General features: G+C 70.9%; 21 protein-coding genes. 13 read left to right on the top strand and 8 right to left on the bottom strand.

The features are described from left to right. The first annotated feature begins 421 nt into the window (after positions 1 to 421). Entirely contained in the window at positions 422 to 1,006 is a 585-nt protein-coding gene (locus ACFY2K_RS42700; RefSeq protein WP_387718374.1) for an RDD family protein, read from the top strand. A gap of 44 nt (positions 1,007 to 1,050) precedes the next feature. Here ACFY2K_RS42700 and ACFY2K_RS42695 read toward each other — a convergent pair whose 3' ends face one another. After that, positions 1,051 to 1,479, bottom strand: coding sequence for a hypothetical protein (locus ACFY2K_RS42695; protein WP_387718371.1), 429 nt, complete (start codon positions 1,477 to 1,479; stop codon positions 1,051 to 1,053). Continuing rightward, entirely contained in the window at positions 1,476 to 2,261 is a 786-nt protein-coding gene (locus ACFY2K_RS42690; protein WP_387718368.1) for a ParA family protein, read from the bottom strand. Before ACFY2K_RS42690 ends, ACFY2K_RS42695 begins: the two co-directional genes overlap by 4 nt. Positions 2,262 to 2,423: 162 nt before the next feature. Between ACFY2K_RS42690 and ACFY2K_RS42685 the strand changes: the two genes are divergently transcribed. Next, positions 2,424 to 2,648 carry a hypothetical protein gene (locus ACFY2K_RS42685; protein WP_387718366.1) on the top strand — a complete coding sequence of 75 codons (225 nt, stop codon included), beginning with the start codon at positions 2,424 to 2,426 and terminating at the stop codon, positions 2,646 to 2,648. Between the two features lie 67 nt (positions 2,649 to 2,715). Here the strand turns inward: ACFY2K_RS42685 and ACFY2K_RS42680 are convergent, their stop codons facing one another. From ACFY2K_RS42680 to ACFY2K_RS42655, 6 genes are all read right to left on the bottom strand, one after another. After that, entirely contained in the window at positions 2,716 to 3,183 is a 468-nt protein-coding gene (locus tag ACFY2K_RS42680) for a hypothetical protein (RefSeq protein WP_387718363.1), read from the bottom strand. A 117-nt stretch (positions 3,184 to 3,300) separates the two neighbouring features. Next, positions 3,301 to 3,837 carry a hypothetical protein gene (locus tag ACFY2K_RS42675; RefSeq protein ID WP_387718360.1) on the bottom strand — a complete coding sequence of 179 codons (537 nt, stop codon included), beginning with the start codon at positions 3,835 to 3,837 and terminating at the stop codon, positions 3,301 to 3,303. Continuing rightward, a complete protein-coding gene (locus tag ACFY2K_RS42670; RefSeq protein WP_387718357.1) occupies positions 3,837 to 7,445 on the bottom strand; it encodes a DUF927 domain-containing protein in 3,609 nt (1,202 codons plus the stop codon). Before ACFY2K_RS42670 ends, ACFY2K_RS42675 begins: the two co-directional genes overlap by 1 nt. Before the next feature lie 152 nt (positions 7,446 to 7,597). Continuing rightward, a complete protein-coding gene (locus ACFY2K_RS42665; protein WP_387718354.1) occupies positions 7,598 to 7,837 on the bottom strand; it encodes a pRL2-19 in 240 nt (79 codons plus the stop codon). A 21-nt stretch (positions 7,838 to 7,858) separates the two neighbouring features. Next, positions 7,859 to 8,032: a hypothetical protein gene (locus ACFY2K_RS42660; RefSeq protein WP_387718352.1), complete on the bottom strand. Its 174-nt coding sequence runs from the start codon at positions 8,030 to 8,032 to the stop codon at positions 7,859 to 7,861. After that, positions 8,029 to 8,286 (bottom strand): hypothetical protein, encoded by a 258-nt coding sequence (locus tag ACFY2K_RS42655; RefSeq protein ID WP_387718349.1) that lies wholly within the window; start codon positions 8,284 to 8,286, stop codon positions 8,029 to 8,031. Before ACFY2K_RS42655 ends, ACFY2K_RS42660 begins: the two co-directional genes overlap by 4 nt. A 167-nt stretch (positions 8,287 to 8,453) precedes the next feature. Here ACFY2K_RS42655 and ACFY2K_RS42650 point away from each other — a divergent pair, with 167 nt between their 5' ends. From ACFY2K_RS42650 to ACFY2K_RS42600, 11 genes are all read left to right on the top strand, one after another. Beyond that, on the top strand, positions 8,454 to 8,972 hold the full coding sequence (locus ACFY2K_RS42650; RefSeq protein WP_387718347.1) for an ATPase: 519 nt from the start codon (positions 8,454 to 8,456) through the stop codon (positions 8,970 to 8,972). Next, positions 8,969 to 9,373, top strand: a complete 405-nt coding sequence (locus ACFY2K_RS42645) for a hypothetical protein (RefSeq protein ID WP_387718344.1) — start codon at positions 8,969 to 8,971, stop codon at positions 9,371 to 9,373. The genes ACFY2K_RS42650 and ACFY2K_RS42645 overlap by 4 nt, the downstream gene beginning before the upstream one ends. After that, a complete protein-coding gene (locus tag ACFY2K_RS42640; RefSeq protein WP_387718341.1) occupies positions 9,370 to 9,576 on the top strand; it encodes a hypothetical protein in 207 nt (68 codons plus the stop codon). The genes ACFY2K_RS42645 and ACFY2K_RS42640 overlap by 4 nt, the downstream gene beginning before the upstream one ends. Positions 9,577 to 9,804: 228 nt before the next feature. Next, positions 9,805 to 10,878, top strand: a complete 1,074-nt coding sequence (locus tag ACFY2K_RS42635; protein ID WP_387718338.1) for a hypothetical protein — start codon at positions 9,805 to 9,807, stop codon at positions 10,876 to 10,878. A gap of 5 nt (positions 10,879 to 10,883) precedes the next feature. Next, on the top strand, positions 10,884 to 11,123 hold the full coding sequence (locus ACFY2K_RS42630; protein WP_387718335.1) for a hypothetical protein: 240 nt from the start codon (positions 10,884 to 10,886) through the stop codon (positions 11,121 to 11,123). Between the two features lie 94 nt (positions 11,124 to 11,217). Next, the gene (locus ACFY2K_RS42625) at positions 11,218 to 11,661 is read left to right on the top strand and encodes a DUF3307 domain-containing protein (RefSeq protein ID WP_387718332.1); all 444 of its coding nucleotides are present in this window, start codon (positions 11,218 to 11,220) and stop codon (positions 11,659 to 11,661) included. A gap of 35 nt (positions 11,662 to 11,696) precedes the next feature. Then, positions 11,697 to 11,942 carry a hypothetical protein gene (locus ACFY2K_RS42620; RefSeq protein WP_387718330.1) on the top strand — a complete coding sequence of 82 codons (246 nt, stop codon included), beginning with the start codon at positions 11,697 to 11,699 and terminating at the stop codon, positions 11,940 to 11,942. Positions 11,943 to 12,001: 59 nt separating this feature from the next. Next, on the top strand, positions 12,002 to 12,211 hold the full coding sequence (locus ACFY2K_RS42615) for a hypothetical protein (protein ID WP_387718327.1): 210 nt from the start codon (positions 12,002 to 12,004) through the stop codon (positions 12,209 to 12,211). Positions 12,212 to 12,213: 2 nt separating this feature from the next. After that, positions 12,214 to 12,693: a hypothetical protein gene (locus tag ACFY2K_RS42610; RefSeq protein ID WP_387718324.1), complete on the top strand. Its 480-nt coding sequence runs from the start codon at positions 12,214 to 12,216 to the stop codon at positions 12,691 to 12,693. Continuing rightward, on the top strand, positions 12,666 to 12,902 hold the full coding sequence (locus tag ACFY2K_RS42605) for a hypothetical protein (protein ID WP_387718321.1): 237 nt from the start codon (positions 12,666 to 12,668) through the stop codon (positions 12,900 to 12,902). The genes ACFY2K_RS42610 and ACFY2K_RS42605 overlap by 28 nt, the downstream gene beginning before the upstream one ends. 333 nt (positions 12,903 to 13,235) lie before the next feature. Further along, positions 13,236 to 15,818, top strand: coding sequence for a hypothetical protein (locus ACFY2K_RS42600; RefSeq protein ID WP_387718319.1), 2,583 nt, complete (start codon positions 13,236 to 13,238; stop codon positions 15,816 to 15,818). Positions 15,819 to 16,322 lie beyond the last annotated feature (504 nt).

The following is a 16,322-nucleotide window of genomic DNA, read 5'->3' as shown; positions in this document are numbered from 1 at the left end:
GGCGGAGCCCGTTCCCCCTGAGCGCGGAGCGCTCAGGCCCCCGCATTTCGCGCCAGCGGAATGCGGCTAGCCGCCGCGAATTACCCCCGCGCGCCCTTTCTTTCTATTTTCGAAATGGAGCGGAGCGGAGTTTCGGAAATGCCTCGATAGCCCCGGAGGGGATATCGAGAAGGCGGACGGATTGCCTCTCGCTCCGATTTCGCGAATTCCGGAATTCTTGAACGGAATTCATTTTCTCTTCGCGAATTTCCATTTTCGCCGATTTCGCCCCGGATGATCTTGCTTTTTTCCGAATGTCGGAGTTTCTTTCGACTACTTTGTGCGACTGAACGCCCGGCTCTGACCTGCAATTATCACTTTGTGTAGCCGCTTTGGGGGTAATTCGTTGGCGATTGTCGGTGGTTTGCGGTAGTGATCAACGATGGCTACTCCACCCCCGAACGCACCGTGGTACGCGCCGGGCCCCGCACCGGCCGGACCCCTCCTCCCCTCCCCCCGCCCGCCGAAGAAGCCGCGGCCGGTCGCGATCCCCGGGTTGGCGGGCTGGGCACAGCGGGCGACCGCCACCGGCATTGAGCTGGGGATCGCCGGGGGCCTGATGACCGCCTACACCTGCGCGCTCTACCTCGCCAAGCCCGCGTTCGCGCTGCTCCAGTTGATCGCCCTGCTCGCCGACGCCGACATTCGAGGATGGCTGGCTGGCGGGTACTGGCTGGTCGGCGCGGCGTGGCTGGTCACGCAGTGGGTGATCCGGGGGCAGACCGGGGAGAGCATCGGGCAGAGGCTGGTCGGCGTCGTCGTGGTGGACGAAGACACCGGGGCCCCGATCGGCCCGGCCCGCAGCATCCTGCGGGGCCTGCTGCACGTGGTCGACGTCCTCCCGATGGGGATCGGGTTTGCCCGGCCGGTGACCCACCCGAGGAGGCAGACCTGGGCGGACAGCATCAGCCGCACCGTGGTCGTGCAGCGCGCCTTCATCGACTCGATCGCCGAGGTCCGGCGGTAGCAGGGTGGGGGGCCGCCGCGGGGACGGCCCCCCACCCTGCGGGGCTACCCGCGCAGCCGCTTGACCAGCACCTTGCGTACGCGGTCGTCCTGCCGGGCCGCGCGCAGCAGCTCCCGCACTATCTCCGCTTTGTCGACCCGCCGGCCGGTCTCCTCCCGGATCTCCAGTACGAAGAAGTCGATCTCTTGCGCTTCGTCCTGGTCGTGCCGGACGGTCAGGGCAACGGCGTCCGCGGCCCGGGGTGCCGGCCGCCGCTGGCCCCGGCCGCGCCGAGCAGGCGCCGAGGTCTTCGGCTCCGTGACGTCACGACGTCCCGACGCCACGACGTCATCAGGGCCAGCCTCGGGGCCGCTGGCCTGGGATTCCTCGGCCGTCCCGCCGATCCGCAGCCCCCGTCCGCCGGACGGTTGGAGCGTGGGCTGCTTCGCGATGATCACGGGGTTCGCGGCGGGCATGGCGCGCTGGCGGGTCATGCAGGGATCTCCTTCACTAGACGCTCGGCGAGCAGCTCGTACACCGCGCGCACCTCGCCGCTCCCGGCGACCTGGTCGAGGGGCAGGGCGTCCTCGTCCGCGTTGAGCAGGGCCGTACGGAGGGGGACGACGCCCCACACCTGCTCGCCGAACAGCGTCCGGCAGTTGGCCAACTGGCCGGAGTGGGCGGTCAGCCGCTGGTCGTAGGAGGAGACGATGAGCCCGGCGAAGGCGACGTCCGGGTTGCCGAGGTCTTCGCCGGCAGAGGCGACGAACTCTTGCCACCGCAGCATCCCCTGGATGGCGTCGTACTTCGCCTCGGTCGTGCCAACCGCGAAGTGCGCCGCGGCCATGGCCATCTCCGTCAGGTGGCCGAAGGCGGGCTGGCAGTCGATCAGCAGGTAGTCCAGGTGGGCGTCGGCGCCCTTGAGAGCCTTCGCGAACCTGCGGTAAGCGCCGCGCTGGGCGACCTCCCGTGCCCGGTTCTCCAGCTCGATCCGGGCGGGCAGCAGGGTGATCCGCTCCGCGAACGGGGCGTCCCAGCCGATCGGCTGCCAGACCTGGGAGGCGACGCCGTCCGCAGACGCCTCGATGGCCTCGGCCACGGTCAGCTTCTCCGGGGAGTCGACCCAGCCCAGGCGCCTGCTGGCGTTGCCCTGGGGGTCCATGTCGGCCACCCCGACCCGGTGGCCGGCCTTCGCAAGAGCCTCGGCGAGGCGCACGACGTTGGTCGTGCACCCGGTCCCGCCCTTGTTCTTCCCGAAGGCGATCCTTTTCGCCATCAGCTTCTCCTTCCGTCGACCAGCAGGGTAGCGGCTGTGGCGCCTTCCCCGTGCTGACCAGTGCTTTCGCGGCTGTCGTGGCGTCACGACGCCGAGGCGCCACGACGCCACAGCCCAGGGCCGGACCCGCAACCCGGAGCCCGGCCGGCCGTTGGGCAGGGCATGAACGACAACGCAACGACCGAGGCCCGATCCGAACTGGGCGAGTGGCTCGACCGGCAGAAGAGCGCGGGGGAGTGGGTGTCTCCCTTCCCGGCGAGGCGCCCAGAGATCGAGGAACTGAGGGAGGAGAGCGCGAGGGTGGTCGCGCTGGCCGAGCAGTGGATGGGGAACCCGGAGACGGAGCGCTTCGGCCGGGCGCTGTTCGACGCGATCAACGGCGACTGACCAGCAGACAGGCGAGGGGCCCGCACCGGCCGGCGCGGGCCCCTCGTGACGTCACGACGCCATGGCGTCAGCCGAGCACGCGGATCTCCAGCCACTCCCGCGGGGAGATCGGGCCGATGCCATGGTCGGCGCCGCTGTCGGTGCGGTCGAACTGGAGGTACGGGCGGAGAGTGCCGGGCCGGGGCAGGGGCTGCTCGGGGACGATGACGCCGGTCACGGTGTAGTGGGTGCCGACGAGTTCCACCCGGCGGCCCAGCAGCGCGGCCCAGTCGGAGTCCGCCGGGATCACGGGGAGCGGCATGCAGTACGGGGCGTTGTGCCAGAGCGCGCTGAACCGGCCCTCAGGGTAGGGAAGGGCGCACTTTCCGCAGCGGGTGTATCCGGCCGAGGCGTTGCGCTCGTCCTCGCACAGCCAGCAGTCGTCGTCGTGGTGGTCGTGCTCTTCGTGCGCACGCCTCTGCCTGCGTTCGGTGGGAGTGGTGGTGTCGTCGGAGTACCAGGCACTCCAGTGGCTCGGGTCCTCAAGGCTGCTCACTGACGTCCCTTCCTGCTGGCGGGTTCGCTGTGGTGCTCAACGAGGGGGCCGCACGATTGGGTGCGGCCCCCTCGTGGCGCCATGACTTCATGACGTCACGGCGTCACAGAGTATGCATCAGTACCAGTCAACGCCGTAGATGTCCGAGGCGTACGGGTCGAGGGCCTGAGCCATCATCGGGTCGAACTGCGGGGCCACCATCATGGCCACCGGCTCCAAGTTGCCTTCGTCGATCAGGTCGAGGATCACCTTCACCATGTGCCCGGAGAAGTGGCCCGAGATCGTCCCCTCCCACCGGTTTCCGCTGATCTGCCAATCCCCCTCCATCTCCACCGTGATGGAGTCCGGGTAGAACTCCCGGGCCGGAGCCTCCTCTTCGGCCTCCCCCTCCTCGGCCTCGGCCTGCTCCTCGCCGAACTCCTCGCCACCGAGGCCGGCCTCGGCCGGAGGTGCGGGCGGAGCTGTCGGGGCCGCGGGAGGTGCGGGCGGAGCTGTCGGCGGCGCCGGAGGTGCGGGCGGCGCCTCGGCCGGAGCCGCGGGCGGCGCCTCCTTCGGCGCCCGCCCCGTCACCTTCCGGGCGGTGTTGGAGACCGCACTGCGCGTGCTGCGCGCGGCCCCGCTGATCGCCTGCCCGATCCGCTTGAAGAACCCCATCAGATCTCTCCGTTCCGGTGCAGACGCATGACGTGGTGGATGCCGAGGTGAGGCGCGCTCTCCAGGTGGGGCAGCAGCAGGCCCATCGGCGAGGAGCCTTCAACGCTCCACCCGCCCCCGATCGGCTTGATCTCCATGGGGCCCGGCTTGGCGAGCATGGGGTCGGTCTCGTTGCTGGCCAGCGTGATGGCGTCCACGTACAGCGACATGGGCTGGTGGCCGGCCGCGGAGAACTTGAGCAAGTTGCGGTACGTGTTCGCGACCGCGAGGTCGAGCAGGTGCTGAGCCCAGTCCGGACGCCAGAAGACGTCGCCGCTGTACAGGTCGCCGGTCTCGAAGTCGCGCTGAGGATCACGCCGGTCCAGGTAGCCGCGGAACGACTTGTACAGCGTCCCGTTGACGTGCTTGGCCCAGACCCCACCCGGGCGCCCCTCCTCGACCGCCCGCAGGATGTGCAGCCGGGAGGCGTACAGCTTGGTGTACATCGCGTTCAGCGCGCGCTTCTGCCGAGGCCACCACCACGCCTCGATCACCCGGGGCTCCCACCCCGGGTAGACCTCGGTCAGCAGCTCCAGGCCCGGCGTCCGCAGCCAGTACCCGCCCTCCTCGGCCTCGGCGATCTGGAGATCCGGCAGCAGCTCCGACCCGCGCCCGGGGATCTCCGCGACCCGCCAGTACCCCGGGTGCATCTTGTCGAAGGACCGGCCGTGTACCGCGTGCTCCGGCTCACCGATCCCCAGCCGGACGCCGCTGTACGACCCCAGCCACGCCGCGGACTTGTCGAACTTGTGCACCGTGGTCCGGCCGCGCTCCTCCTCGGTCGGCATCCGGCTCCACCCGGTGTTGACGATCGTCGGCACCACCCCGCGCAGCGCGGGCGGAACCTCACCGTGCCGGATCGCCTCGCACAGCACCTCCTCCTCGGCGATCCGCCCCGCCTCGGCGAAGGCCACCGCGGTCTTGTTGGGGTTCTTGAAGTAGGGGATCGCCCGGTCCGAGGCCCCGTGCACGGTGGACAGGGTGAACACCATCAGCGTGTCGAGCAGCGTCGCGGCGTCCGGCGCGCCGCCCAGGCCGCCGAGGTCCGCCCCGGTCCGGATGCGGGACTCGTAGGCCGGGACGGCGAGGTTCAGCCGCTCCCCGTCCCGCAGCTTGAGCACCGCCCAGGCCACCAACCCGCCCGGCAGCACCTCCTCCACCACCGAGTCGGCACCCGGGGTGATCCACTCGTGCGGGACGGGCTCCTGCGGCCCGACGATCCGCCGGCGCCGATCCCGCGGCTCCACCGGCTGACCGTCGGCGTCGGCCTCCTCCTCCTGCGCCGTGGCGAGCGCGGCCCGCGCCGCCCGGTCGGCGGGCAGACCCAGCACGTCCAGCGCGCTGGCGTGCAGGTACAGCGTCCGCAGCCCGTACGCGGCCATCAGCTCCGGGACGTCGTCCACCGACCCCGGCAGCGGCACCGCGACCGGCGCCCGGTTCGGCAGGTGCAGCTCCCCGTCGCCGAGCACTCCAATGCCCCCGGCCCAGGCGGTCAGCCGCGACCACCCCGGGTCGGTCACCCGCTCCTCCGGCTCCGGGTACGTGACGTCATGACGCCGTGACGCCACGACGTCATCAGCGGGCGCCTCGGCGTCCTCCCCCGGGGTCGCTCCTCCCGTATACGTAAGTTCCAGCTCCAGAAGGGTCGCCCCGGTCGCCCCGGTCGCCCCGCCGCAGGTCAGAGGCACATTGCCCGGGGCGACCTGGGTCGCCCCGGGGTCGCCCTGGGGGGTCGCCCCACTCGGGAACTGAGTCGCCCCGGGTCGCCCCGGGGTGCCGTCCGACTCGTCATCGGAAGCGAAAACCTCGGCGGCCCGAACGGTGTTGAAGCAGTGCATCCGCTCCCCCAGGCCGGCCGCCCGGAGGGACTGCGGGAGCTTGCGCTGAGCGTTCTTGCCGGTGCCCCGGATGTGCACCCCGAGGGAGTCCAGGTGTCGAAGCGCGGCGCTCAGGTTGTCGACCTCGGCCGCCTTCGCGGCCTGCTGCACGGTCGGCAGGTTCACCCACCACTCGCCCGCCTCGGGGTCGATGAAGCCCCGCAGCGCACGGAACCCCTCCTCAGCCGTAACGCGCACCTTGTCCATGACGGGGAAGGCGGACGCCTCGATCCGGAAGGAGTCCAGCGCCAGCCACAGCCGCTCGCCCTCCGGCAGGTTCGCCTCGGCAGCCTGGGTGACCGCGCCGCCGAGCAGCTCGACCGCGGCCCGCTCCGCCGCGGCGCCCAGGCCCGGTACGTCCAGCACCTTCTCCAGCAGCAGCGCGCCGACCACCCACGCCATGTGGATCTCGGCGATCGTGTCGGCGATCCCGCCGCCGCGCGGGGAGTGCTTCGCGCACAGCTCCAGGTGGGCCGTCTTCAACGCCCGCAGGTTGCCGGCCTTGAACACCCCGCCCCGGACGGCCCACTCCAGCGGCCACCCGCCCGCGCCGCGGGCGAGGCGCTTAAGGCGCTTCGACACGTGCTCGGCGGCGCCGCTCCCGGGTTCGGCCGGGTCGCCCGCGCTGTTGACCCAGGCGTGGGGGAAGAAGGGGCCTTCGATCTCGTACAGCCGGGAGGCGAGGTCCTCGGTCTGGCCCTGCCAGCGCAGCCACTGGTTCGAGGTGGACAGCAGGATCGACCACCAGAACCCGTCGATCTCCCGGGGGCCGCCGTCCGCGGTGCCCATCTGCCGGACCGCGCCGCCGACCATCTGGGAGAACTCCCGGCCGGCCTCCTGCACCTTCCGGCCCGAGGTGCTGTGCTCGTCCAGGCCGAACGGCAGGAACCCCCGCGCGCGCATGCCCTGGGTGATGCCCTGCTTCGAGCTGTTCCAGGTGCCCATGATCTGCTGGCGCCGGGGGGAGATGTCGCCCAGCAGCGCGCACGCCACCGTCAGCATGGTGCTCTTGCCCTGCTGGCCGGCGCCGACCAGGTTCAGGATGTGCGCGTGGACGTCCAGCGAGTGGTACGCCGGACCGAGGAACATCGCGCCGAGCGTGAGGGCGGCCTTCGGGTCGAGGATGGCGTACGCGCCGATCTCGTCCCAGGTCAGCCGGGCGTCCTCCTCGGTCCCGGCGGTCACCCGGTAGCCGAACGACTGGGCCTCGGCGTCCGGAAGGATCAGGTCACCGGTCTCGCTGTAGTGCGGCCGGGCCATCACCTCCGGGGCTTCCTCGGCGTCCATGCGCATGATCGTCGCGAACGCCTGCTTCGCGTCGGAGCTGGACGGGCGGCCCTGCCCGACCTTCGCCGCCCAGGTGCCGCGGTCGAGTTCGTCTTCGGTGATGATCCGGCGGCGCCGCTGGCGCTTGCCGATGATCTGGTACTCGATCCGGATCGTCTCTCCGTCGTCGGAGAGGTGCAGGACGGTCGCCGTGACCCGCGGGACGGCGCCGAGCACGAACGGCTCGCTGTCCTTGGTGGAGCGGTGCAGGATCTTGCGGTCCCGGTCGCGGAAGTACCAGCCGCCCCGCATCCCGGGGATCGGCCGGCACCCGGGGGGGAGGTCGCTCCCGGAGTCGGGGCGGAGCTGGGTGACGTTGCCCTGCCGGGGGACGACACCGGCAGTTGGCTGAGATTTGGCGGGCATGTGCGCCTTCCCGCCGGTGCCGTGGTGTGACAAGGACAGATGTCCCCTACACTCGACACCGACTAGTGAGGACCCCTCGGGTAGGGCGGCAACCCTTTGACCCCGGGGGGTTCAGTCATTTCTGGGGATCAATGCGATTCGTGGGGGTGAGGTTACTCCCCGCTACGAATCTCCAGCCCAGCGGCATCCCCGGGCGGGCGGGGCATCACGCTCAGGCGGACCCGCCCATCCTCCAGCGACAGCAGCTCAATGGCGTGGAACGCGCCGTCCGGCGTGCCGAGCGCGTCGATCTCCAGCGCGCTGGCCGGCATCTCGTACGACCCGCCCAGGTGCATCAGCACGCCGATCAGCATGGCGTGCGACATGTCGGCAGGTTCGGGCAGTCGGCTCATGACGTGGCCTCCTCGTGGTGGTCAGTAGGGGCGGGGCGGGCAGTTCTCGCTGTCCACAGCCCGGAGCCATCCCATGGCCCAGGTGGACAGGTCGCAGAGCATGACCCTGCTCAGCTCCTCGTCGAAGACGCCGCGCCACTGCTCGGGGACGGCGCCCTGTAGGTCTGTCAGTGAGGCGTTGAGCGGGAGTTTCACTTCGCCGCCGCCTTCTTCGCGGGGGCCTTGGCCCGGACCTCGATACCGGCCTCGCGCATCCAGGCCGTCAGGGTGTTGGGGCTGATGCCCGCAAGCTTGCTGACCCGGGAGCGCATGGCTCCGGCCTGTACGGCTTCGATCACCGACTCCCGGACCCGCTCCAGCATCCAGTGCTCGGCCTGCTCGCGCTCTCGGGCGCGCGTGGCGACGGTCCGCAGTGCTGCGGCCTGCGCCTCTTCCGGAATCTCAACCATGGCGCAAGGCTACACGACACTCCCTCCGGAGATTGAGACTTGTTCTCCAGAATAATTTGTGTCATGGTTGTCACGTCCCAAACGGGAACGGCCCCAAGCCGGTGGTGACACACCTGCTCAGGGCCTAGATCAGCCACTTCTGCACGAACAGAAGGAGGCGATCCGTCATGGATCGTACCCAGCAGTCGGACGCCCTCGCGTCCGGCCCCCGCACCGTCCGGATCGTGAGCTTCGGCTACCTGCACGGTGAGCCGCCGGCCGCGCACCTGACCCTCGACCTGCGGAAGCACTTCCGCGACCCGCACGCCCTCTCCCCGGAGATGGTCGAGCGGACCGGGTTCGACGCCGACGTCCAGTACGTCGTGATGATGACCCCGGGCGTGGTGGAGCTGATGGAGGCGACCGCCGCTGCCGTCACCGCCTTCGCCTTCGGTCCGTCCGCCACCACCACCGTCGTCGCCACCGGTTGCGCCGGTGGCCGGCACCGGGCCGTGACGACCGCGCTCTACCTCTCGCACCTGCTGATCTCGGACGGCTTCCGGGTCGAGGTCGAGCACCGCGACGTCGACAAGGCGGTCAAGCCGCGCACGGCGGACGGCGAGGCGGTCGACACCGCCGAGGTCACCCGCCGTCAGCTCCCCGCCGCGCTGGTCGCCGACACCGAGCAGGTCGGGGGTGCCCGATGAGCTACGCCGGTGGCGGGACCCCCGTCCCGAAGCCCCTCCCCCAGCCGCTCCCGGCCCCGAAGCTGAGCTTCGCCGCCGCCCGCCGCCTGTGGTTCGCCGCGGTCCTGCTGTTCGCCGTCGCCGGTGCCGGCGCGGCCGGTGCGGTCGCCGAGCACTTCGACGCCCCGTTCTGGGTCGAGCTGGTGGCCGCGGAGCTGACCGCCGCCGTGGTGGTCTTCGCCTCGCCGACGCTGACGGAGACCGAGGACGACGACCCGGTGTTCGAGGCGCAGGAGGAGGCCGCCGCCGCCCACTGGGCCGGTACCTGCGGCTGCGGGTCGCCGATGGTGATGCTCGCCGACTGCGACCGCTGGAACGACGCGCTGCTGCTGGCGATCGAGACCGAGGAGGGTGCCCGATGATGCACCGTCTCCTCCTCCTCGCGATCGGCGCGGTCGCGACCAGCCTCGGCCTGACGGCCGGGCGCGCGGTCGAGCAGCTGCTCGGCGACCCCGGCGACCTGGAGCTGCTGGCCAGCCTCGCCGCCACGGTGAGCGTCGGCGCCGCCGCCTACCTGGTCATCTGCTGGGCGGTCGGCCACCTGCTGGACGGTCAGACCCCCTGATGCCCGGCCCCGGTGCCACCCGCTGTGACCAGTGGGTGCGCCGGGAGGGCCGCCACTGCGGCCGTCCGGCCCGGCGCTACCCCTGCGGCTCCCGGTGCGATTTGCACACCCCGGCTCGACAGGCCGGGACCGAGGAGCCCCCGTCCATCCCGCTCCACCTCATCGCTGAGCCGCGCCCCGTTGCACCGGGGCGCGGCCCCCAACGAGCCCGCTAGGAGGGCCCGCCCCATGAAAACGCAGTCCGTGCGGCGACTCAAGCTCGCCGCCCCCGCCCTCGCCTCCACCCTCTTCTCCGCCGTGCTCACGGTGACGGTGGTCGCGCTCTGGCTCGGCAGCGTGATGCCGCTCCCGCTCGCCATCATCATCGGCCTCGGGTTCGACGGCATCTGGCTGTCGGCGCTGGCCTACGAGCGCCGGTTGGCCGCCCAGGGCGACCACGACCGGCGCGTCACGGTGCTGGGCTGGCTGTTCGGCCTGATGGCGACCGCCGTCCTGGTCGCCCACGCGCTCACCACCACCATGCCGGCCGCTTGGCTCGCGGTGTCCTGGCTCCCGCTCGCGGCGAAGGGGTTGTGGTGGCTCCACTCGCTGTGGGAGGCCACCGAGATCTCCCCGAAGGCCCGTCACGAGATCGGCCGCATCCTCCAGGACAGCCGTGACAACACGGCGATCGCCCGAGCGTCGCTGAACGCCCGGACCCGGGTCGAGCGGGTCCGCATGGAATCGCTCTCCACGGCCGGCGCCACCTTCGCCCGTGCCCAGTCCAAGTCGGCCCGGGTGCTGGCCGGCGCCTGGGCGGAGCTGGAGCAGGTCGACGGCGAGCAGGAGCAGGCCCGGGCGCTGACCACCATGGCCACCCCCGTCCCCGAGTGGAACCTGCCGGTGTGGACCCCGGTGACCGCCGTCCGCCCGGAGTCCGCCGCCGCGCTCTCCGGCGGAGACGGGGCGGATGTCCGCCTGGAGAAGGCGAAGCAGCAGGCCAGCGAGGCGGAGACGCCCGCCGGTCTCCGCCCGGAGACCGTCCAGCTCCCCCTCCCGGCCGATCTCGTCTCCGCGCTGAGCGCCGGGACGGAGCACCGGGTGCCCGAGCAGCCGAAGGCGCCGTCCGTCGCCTCTCTCGTCCGCTCCGCGGTGGTCGAGGTGGGCACCGACCCAAAAGCGGTGACCGACTGGGTGGCCGCGCGCACCACGAAGGAGGTCCGGCCGGACACCGTCCGGCGGGAGATCCGCAACAGCAAGTCGACCCTCACCACCCCCAGCGTGCCGGCCTTCGGGTTCGCCGCGAACGCCGACAGGAGCTGATCGAGATGGCGCAGGAGCCGAAGTACTACACCACCGCGGAGAAGGCCAAGCTCACGCTGCTGGTCGCCCGGGCCGCCGCGGGCGGGGACCGCTCGAAGATCGGCCGGAAGATCGACCAGATCCAGGCCGAGGCGGTCGCCCGCGAGGAGGCCGAGGAGTCCGCCCGCGACGCGAAGGCGAAGGAGGAGCGGGACGCCAAGGCGAAGGCCAAGGCGGAGCGCGACTCGAAGTCCTACTGGTTCTAGCCTCCTTCGTGGCGTCATGACGCCACGCCACCACGACGCCACGACTACCGGGGCGGGCCTGCTCAGGGCCCGCCCCACCCCCGGGAGGGACCCCATGAAGGACGCCGCCGGCATCCTCGCGTTCGTGCTGCTGACCGCCCATTGGCTGGCCGACTACCCGTTCCAGACGGACGCCCAGGCCAAGCGCAAGGCCGGGTGGACGGAGGGGGACAAGGACCCGCACCCCGGCCGCCACCACCACGGCTGGGGCGCCAACCTCGCCCACGCGGCCACCCACGTCATCACCTCGGCGGCGCTGCTGCTGGTCGCCGCGGCGGTGCTCGACCTGCGGCCCAGCCTGCCGGCCGCGGCCGGGGCGCTGGTCTGGCTCGGCGTCAGCCACAGCGTGATCGACCGCCGCTGGCCGGTCGCCCGCTGGATGAGCTGGGCCCGACAGGCCGGTTTCGCCGCGCACGGCGGCGCCGCCCATGTAGACCAGACCGCGCACGTCGCGCTGGGCATCCTGCCCGCCGTCCTGCTGATCGCCGGACTGAGCTGAACCACCCTCACGACCGCACCATGAAGGAGAACCCCATGGACGACACCACCCGCGAAGCGCTCCGGGCCTACGCGATGCTGCGGACCGCGCTGGCGGTCGTGGCCCTGGACCCGGAGCGGCGCGCCGTCGCCACGGCCTACGAGGAGCCGCTCCAGGTCCTCGCCAACGAGGCCAACGCGAAGATGCGCGCGGCCGGGCTGATCGTCGGCGACGGGCAGCTGACCGTCACCCCGCAGCAGGTCGAGCAGATGGTCCGGGACGCCGGGCTCCAGTCCCTCTGACCCACCCCCAGGGGCGGGCCCACCCCCGGGCCCGCCCCACTTCCACGAAGGAGACGACGATGTTCAAGGCTGGCGATCAGGTGGAGGTCTTGGCCTCCGAGGCGGACCCGTGGGCGGTCGGCAAGGTCGGCAAGATCCTGGACGACCTGGCCCCGGGGCAGCTGGCCCCGAGCGACCTCACGGGCGGGCGCTGGACGGTGCGCATCCCCGGCTTCCTGAGCGGCGGCTCGGCGCTCTGCTACTCGTACGAGCTGCGGAAGGTGGCGTGACCATGGGCGACACCACCCGTCGGAAGCTGACCCACTACCCGGCGTTCAGCGCCCCGTCTGCGGCCGTGGCCTACTCGGGCGCCCCCGACCTCGCCCATGAGACGGAGGAGGTCGCCAAGCTCGCCCGCGAGCTGGAGGGCCCGCACCGGCCGGAGTACTACGGGCCGACGACCGTGGCGGAGCGGCGCGAGACCGCCCTCCGGACGGCGGCGCTGGCCGACCGGAGGTGGTGGCAGAGCCGGACCGAGGCGGACGCCCAGCTCGCCGAGGCGGCGGCGTACGCGCTCCAGCAGTACGACCGGCTCCACCCGGAAGAGGTCGCCGGACCGATCGGTCCCGACTCGATCGAGTGGGACGCCCCGGGCGGCCTGAGGGCGTACGTCAGGCAGGAGTACCTGTTCTGGTACTCGGTGCCGCCGGGCTGCGGCCCGTGCCCGCCGGAGGACCCGTGCCCGTGGCACGCCGAGCACGGCACCCGCTGATGAAGCCGGAGTTCGACACCCCGGAGTCGGAGCTGGCGTACCGGCTCTGGCTCGGGGTGGAGGGCCCGGAGGAGGCCGCGCACATGGTCCGGGAGTACCGGGCCGAGGTGCTCGCCGAGGCCGCCCACGAGTGCTGGCGGGCCGGACACCACGGCGCCGCCGCCCTCCTGGAGCGGATGGCCGGCCGGACGGCTCCGCCGACCGGGTGACCGGCGAGGAACCGAAAAGGCGCGCGATCTGTCGCAGGTGGCGCGCACACTGACTGATCACCTGCTGATCCGAGATCAGGAGGGGAGCGCCGGGCGGGGGGAACAGCCCCGCCCGGCCGATGGCTCCCCAGCAATGGAGAGGAGAGCACCATGCACAGCCTGTCAGCCGCGGACGCCGCCCACAGCGCGCTATCCGGCCTCGCTCAGGCCCCGGCCTCCCCCGCCCCCACCCCGTCCACGACGCCCGCCCCCGGCGCCCAGGGCGGCATCGCGGGCACGGTCGGGGACGTCCTCGGGTGGCTGGGACGCGTTACCCACCTGACCCCCCTGGGCGTGCTGCTCGCGCTGGCGGCGATCGGCTGGCTGATCAGCCAGATGCCCAAGCGCACCGCCGCCGAGAAGAAGAAGGGCGACGAAGCGATCGAGAAGGGCACGAAGGCGCTGGCCGGTGGCCTCGGCCGCTTCCTCGCCGGACGCCCGCTCAGCGCGAAGACCGCCGCGGCGAAGAAGGAGTCGGGCGCCGGGTTCTGGGACAACGCCCCCGTCCCGCCGGCGCCCTTCGCCCAGCCCGCCGCGGAGATGGGCTCGATCGCCCTGCCCGGGCCGACCCCGGGCGCGACCGCCTTCGACTGGGTGGTCGGCAAGGTCGTCGTCTGGCAGGACTGGCTGGACGGCCTGTACGGGCAGGTGCCCCGCCGCCTGCTCCAGCTCGCCGACTGGGCCGGAATCGCCGTGGTCTGGGCCGCCACGGGCGCCCGGGCGCTGGGCAGGGCCGTGCGCGGCCTGCTGATGGTCCCCGTGGCGCTGTGGCGGGCGCTGGCCTCCTACGGCCGGTGGGCGTACGTCTCCGTCCTCGCGCTGCGGGTCGCCGTGCCGGCCGCCGCGTACGCCTACGTCGTCCAGCCCGGGTGGACTCAGGCCGGCCTCGGCGTCGCCGGGGCGGTCGCGGCCGGCGCCGCGGCCACCGGGCCCGGCGGACTCAAGTGGTGGACCGGCCCCCAGCCCACCGACGACGTCCTGTACGGCCCGGCGCTGTGGGTCGCGGTGAAGTCCGGGCTCCACCTGCCGGAGGAGGCCGAACAGGCGGACTGGCTCACCGTGCCCCAGCACCTGGACGCGGACGGCGCCCAGGTCCGCCTCCGCCTCCCGGTGGAGTTCCTCGGCACCGACCGCGACCGCGCCTGGCTGGACGAGATCGTCAACATGCGCCTGCCCGGCGACTGGGTGAGCGCCTGGCACCTGATGGGCGGCGCGCACTCCGCCACCTGGACGGCCAAGCCGGTCCGGGAGATCCGGGAGCTGCTCGGCGACGAAGCCACCTACGGCCCCTCGCTGTGGGCCGCGCTGCGGATCACCCTCCGCCTCCCGGAGGAAGACCTGCTGTGGGACTGGCTGACCATCCCGGAGACCCTCGCCGAGGAGGACGCCGCGGTCCTCCTCGGCCTCCCCCTCTCCTTCGTCGGCTCCGACTCCGAGAAGATCGCCCTGGACGCCATGGTCAACTCCCGGTTGCCCGGGGAGTGGGTGAGCGCCTGGCAGCTCATGGGCGCCGAGCACCACGTCACCTGGACGCACAAGCCCAAGCCCAAGCCGAAGCCGGAGCCGCCGGCCGATGTGGACTTCCTCAGCGAGGAAGTGCAGCAGTTCCTCAATACCCTCAAGCCCGGGGAACTGCTGGTCGGCGTCGACGCCTTCGGCCGCTTCCTGGTGAAGAAGCTGTCCGGCGAAACGTCGCACTGGGCGCTCTCCATCGGCTCCGGCGGTGGAAAATCGGCATTCCTCTACATGCTTATCGCTCAACTCGTCCGCCAGCGCGCCACAGTCGTCTCTCCGGACGTCAAGGTGGTGTCGCTTGACGAATACGAGGGCGCCGCTGGAATTCACATCTACAACGACCCTGAGAACGTCCAGGACATGCGCGCCGCTATCGACTGGGTGAAGGAGGAGACGAAGGCCCGGACCTTCATCGCGAAGAAGAACAAGGCGCGGAAGTTTGACCCGCTCGTCCTCATCATCGAAGAGGGCAACGAATTCGGCGATATCTCCCGTGAGTGGTGGGCCGACAATAAGCCGGAGAAGGCAAAGGCCGGTGACCCCGTCTGGGGAGACGTCGCGTCGATTATGCGACTCGGGCGGCACGTGAATGTGCACGTAATCGCGGTATTCCAGGACCTGGACGAAAGGGTCTTCGGAAACAAGGGTCTGCGCGGGCTGTTCAACCTCATCATGATGGGAAGCTACACCGTCCAGCAGTGGCGGAAGATTATCGCCCGCAACCCGGTGCCGGAATCGCCCCGCAAGGCCGGACGCATCATCGCCGTTGAAGGCGGCGACGAGGATTCATTCCAGTCCCCGTGGACCAAGGAAGCGAATTTCCGGGCCTACGTGGACGCCTGGCGCAAGCACACCGGATACCGGGAAGAAGACCTCTTCGGCCTCCCGCCCCGCCGCTCCGTGGTCGACGTCCCGGCCCTGCTGCGGGGCACCGTGCACGAGGAGGAGGCCGGGCGTCACGATGTCACGTCACGAACCGCGGAAACCCTCGAAACGGCCCCTGGGGCCCCTCTCGCGGACAAAATCCCTGGTCAGCGCGTGACACTGACGAAGGGTGACGCCCAGCCTGACAGCCAGGATGACGCCCTCCGTGACGCCCTGGAGCGCGCCCTGGAGCCCTACGGCACCCAGGCGCCGGCCGAGGCCGAGGAGGAGCTGCTGAGCCTCGCAGCCATCTCCAGGAAGTTCGAGGAGATGGGCGTCAAGCGGCCGTCCAACACCATGAGCGCGCACAAGCGCCGTTACCCCGAATTCCCCGAAGGAATCGGCCCCAAGGGAAAGCAGAAATACCGCTTCTCCGAAATCCAGGCGTTCTACGAAAAGCGCGAGGATGCCGAAGCTGTAGCCCAGATGGGCGAATAGGCAGGGCAATTCAAGGCGAAAGCCCCCTCATTTGAGGGGGCTTTTTGCTGTCCCGAACCGCCTCGAATTCAGACCCGCATGGGGGCGTCCAGCGGGATCTCCTGACGCCCCGGAGTGATACACATCTACCCGAATTTTGCGCCACATCGTCAACGGAAAGGGCCGAGAAAGGGGATCGGAAATGGGGCTGGGGAATGCTGGATGGGTTGTCGATGAGGCAGTTTTAAGGGGTGAAAATGAGGGTGAATTCCACTCGATAAAGTGGGCTGAATTCGACTCGAATTGGCGATTCTGGGCCGATCTTGGGGATTCTTGAGCGATAGGAAATCGGCGAGAATTCGAGTCAGAAATGGGCTTGAATTCACGTCCTCGGGAGGCTTGAAAGGCGTCTGAATTCCGAGCGCGAAGCGCGAGGAAAAGGGGTCGAAGGCATTTCGAATTCGCGAAGCGGATTCGCTGGATAATGATTCCGGCGCTATGCGCCGGAGGGGCCCGGGCTCCGCC

This window comes from Kitasatospora sp. NPDC001309, assembly GCF_042896295.1.
Taxonomy (GTDB): domain Bacteria; phylum Actinomycetota; class Actinomycetes; order Streptomycetales; family Streptomycetaceae; genus Kitasatospora.
This window is presented reverse-complemented; position numbering and strand designations above follow the sequence as displayed.

Bases quoted from the DNA above. Each gene is read 5' to 3' on its own strand.
- ACFY2K_RS42700 (WP_387718374.1), top strand. From the start codon at position 422: ATGGCTACTCCACCCCCGAACGCACCGTGGTACGCGCCGGGCCCCGCA.
- ACFY2K_RS42695 (WP_387718371.1), bottom strand. From the start codon at position 1,479: ATGACCCGCCAGCGCGCCATGCCCGCCGCGAACCCCGTGATCATCGCG.
- ACFY2K_RS42690 (WP_387718368.1), bottom strand. From the start codon at position 2,261: ATGGCGAAAAGGATCGCCTTCGGGAAGAACAAGGGCGGGACCGGGTGC.
- ACFY2K_RS42685 (WP_387718366.1), top strand. From the start codon at position 2,424: ATGAACGACAACGCAACGACCGAGGCCCGATCCGAACTGGGCGAGTGG.
- ACFY2K_RS42675 (WP_387718360.1), bottom strand. From the start codon at position 3,837: ATGGGGTTCTTCAAGCGGATCGGGCAGGCGATCAGCGGGGCCGCGCGC.
- ACFY2K_RS42670 (WP_387718357.1), bottom strand. From the start codon at position 7,445: ATGCCCGCCAAATCTCAGCCAACTGCCGGTGTCGTCCCCCGGCAGGGC.
- ACFY2K_RS42665 (WP_387718354.1), bottom strand. From the start codon at position 7,837: ATGAGCCGACTGCCCGAACCTGCCGACATGTCGCACGCCATGCTGATC.
- ACFY2K_RS42655 (WP_387718349.1), bottom strand. From the start codon at position 8,286: ATGGTTGAGATTCCGGAAGAGGCGCAGGCCGCAGCACTGCGGACCGTC.
- ACFY2K_RS42650 (WP_387718347.1), top strand. From the start codon at position 8,454: ATGGATCGTACCCAGCAGTCGGACGCCCTCGCGTCCGGCCCCCGCACC.
- ACFY2K_RS42645 (WP_387718344.1), top strand. From the start codon at position 8,969: ATGAGCTACGCCGGTGGCGGGACCCCCGTCCCGAAGCCCCTCCCCCAG.
- ACFY2K_RS42640 (WP_387718341.1), top strand. From the start codon at position 9,370: ATGATGCACCGTCTCCTCCTCCTCGCGATCGGCGCGGTCGCGACCAGC.
- ACFY2K_RS42635 (WP_387718338.1), top strand. From the start codon at position 9,805: ATGAAAACGCAGTCCGTGCGGCGACTCAAGCTCGCCGCCCCCGCCCTC.
- ACFY2K_RS42630 (WP_387718335.1), top strand. From the start codon at position 10,884: ATGGCGCAGGAGCCGAAGTACTACACCACCGCGGAGAAGGCCAAGCTC.
- ACFY2K_RS42625 (WP_387718332.1), top strand. From the start codon at position 11,218: ATGAAGGACGCCGCCGGCATCCTCGCGTTCGTGCTGCTGACCGCCCAT.
- ACFY2K_RS42620 (WP_387718330.1), top strand. From the start codon at position 11,697: ATGGACGACACCACCCGCGAAGCGCTCCGGGCCTACGCGATGCTGCGG.
- ACFY2K_RS42615 (WP_387718327.1), top strand. From the start codon at position 12,002: ATGTTCAAGGCTGGCGATCAGGTGGAGGTCTTGGCCTCCGAGGCGGAC.
- ACFY2K_RS42610 (WP_387718324.1), top strand. From the start codon at position 12,214: ATGGGCGACACCACCCGTCGGAAGCTGACCCACTACCCGGCGTTCAGC.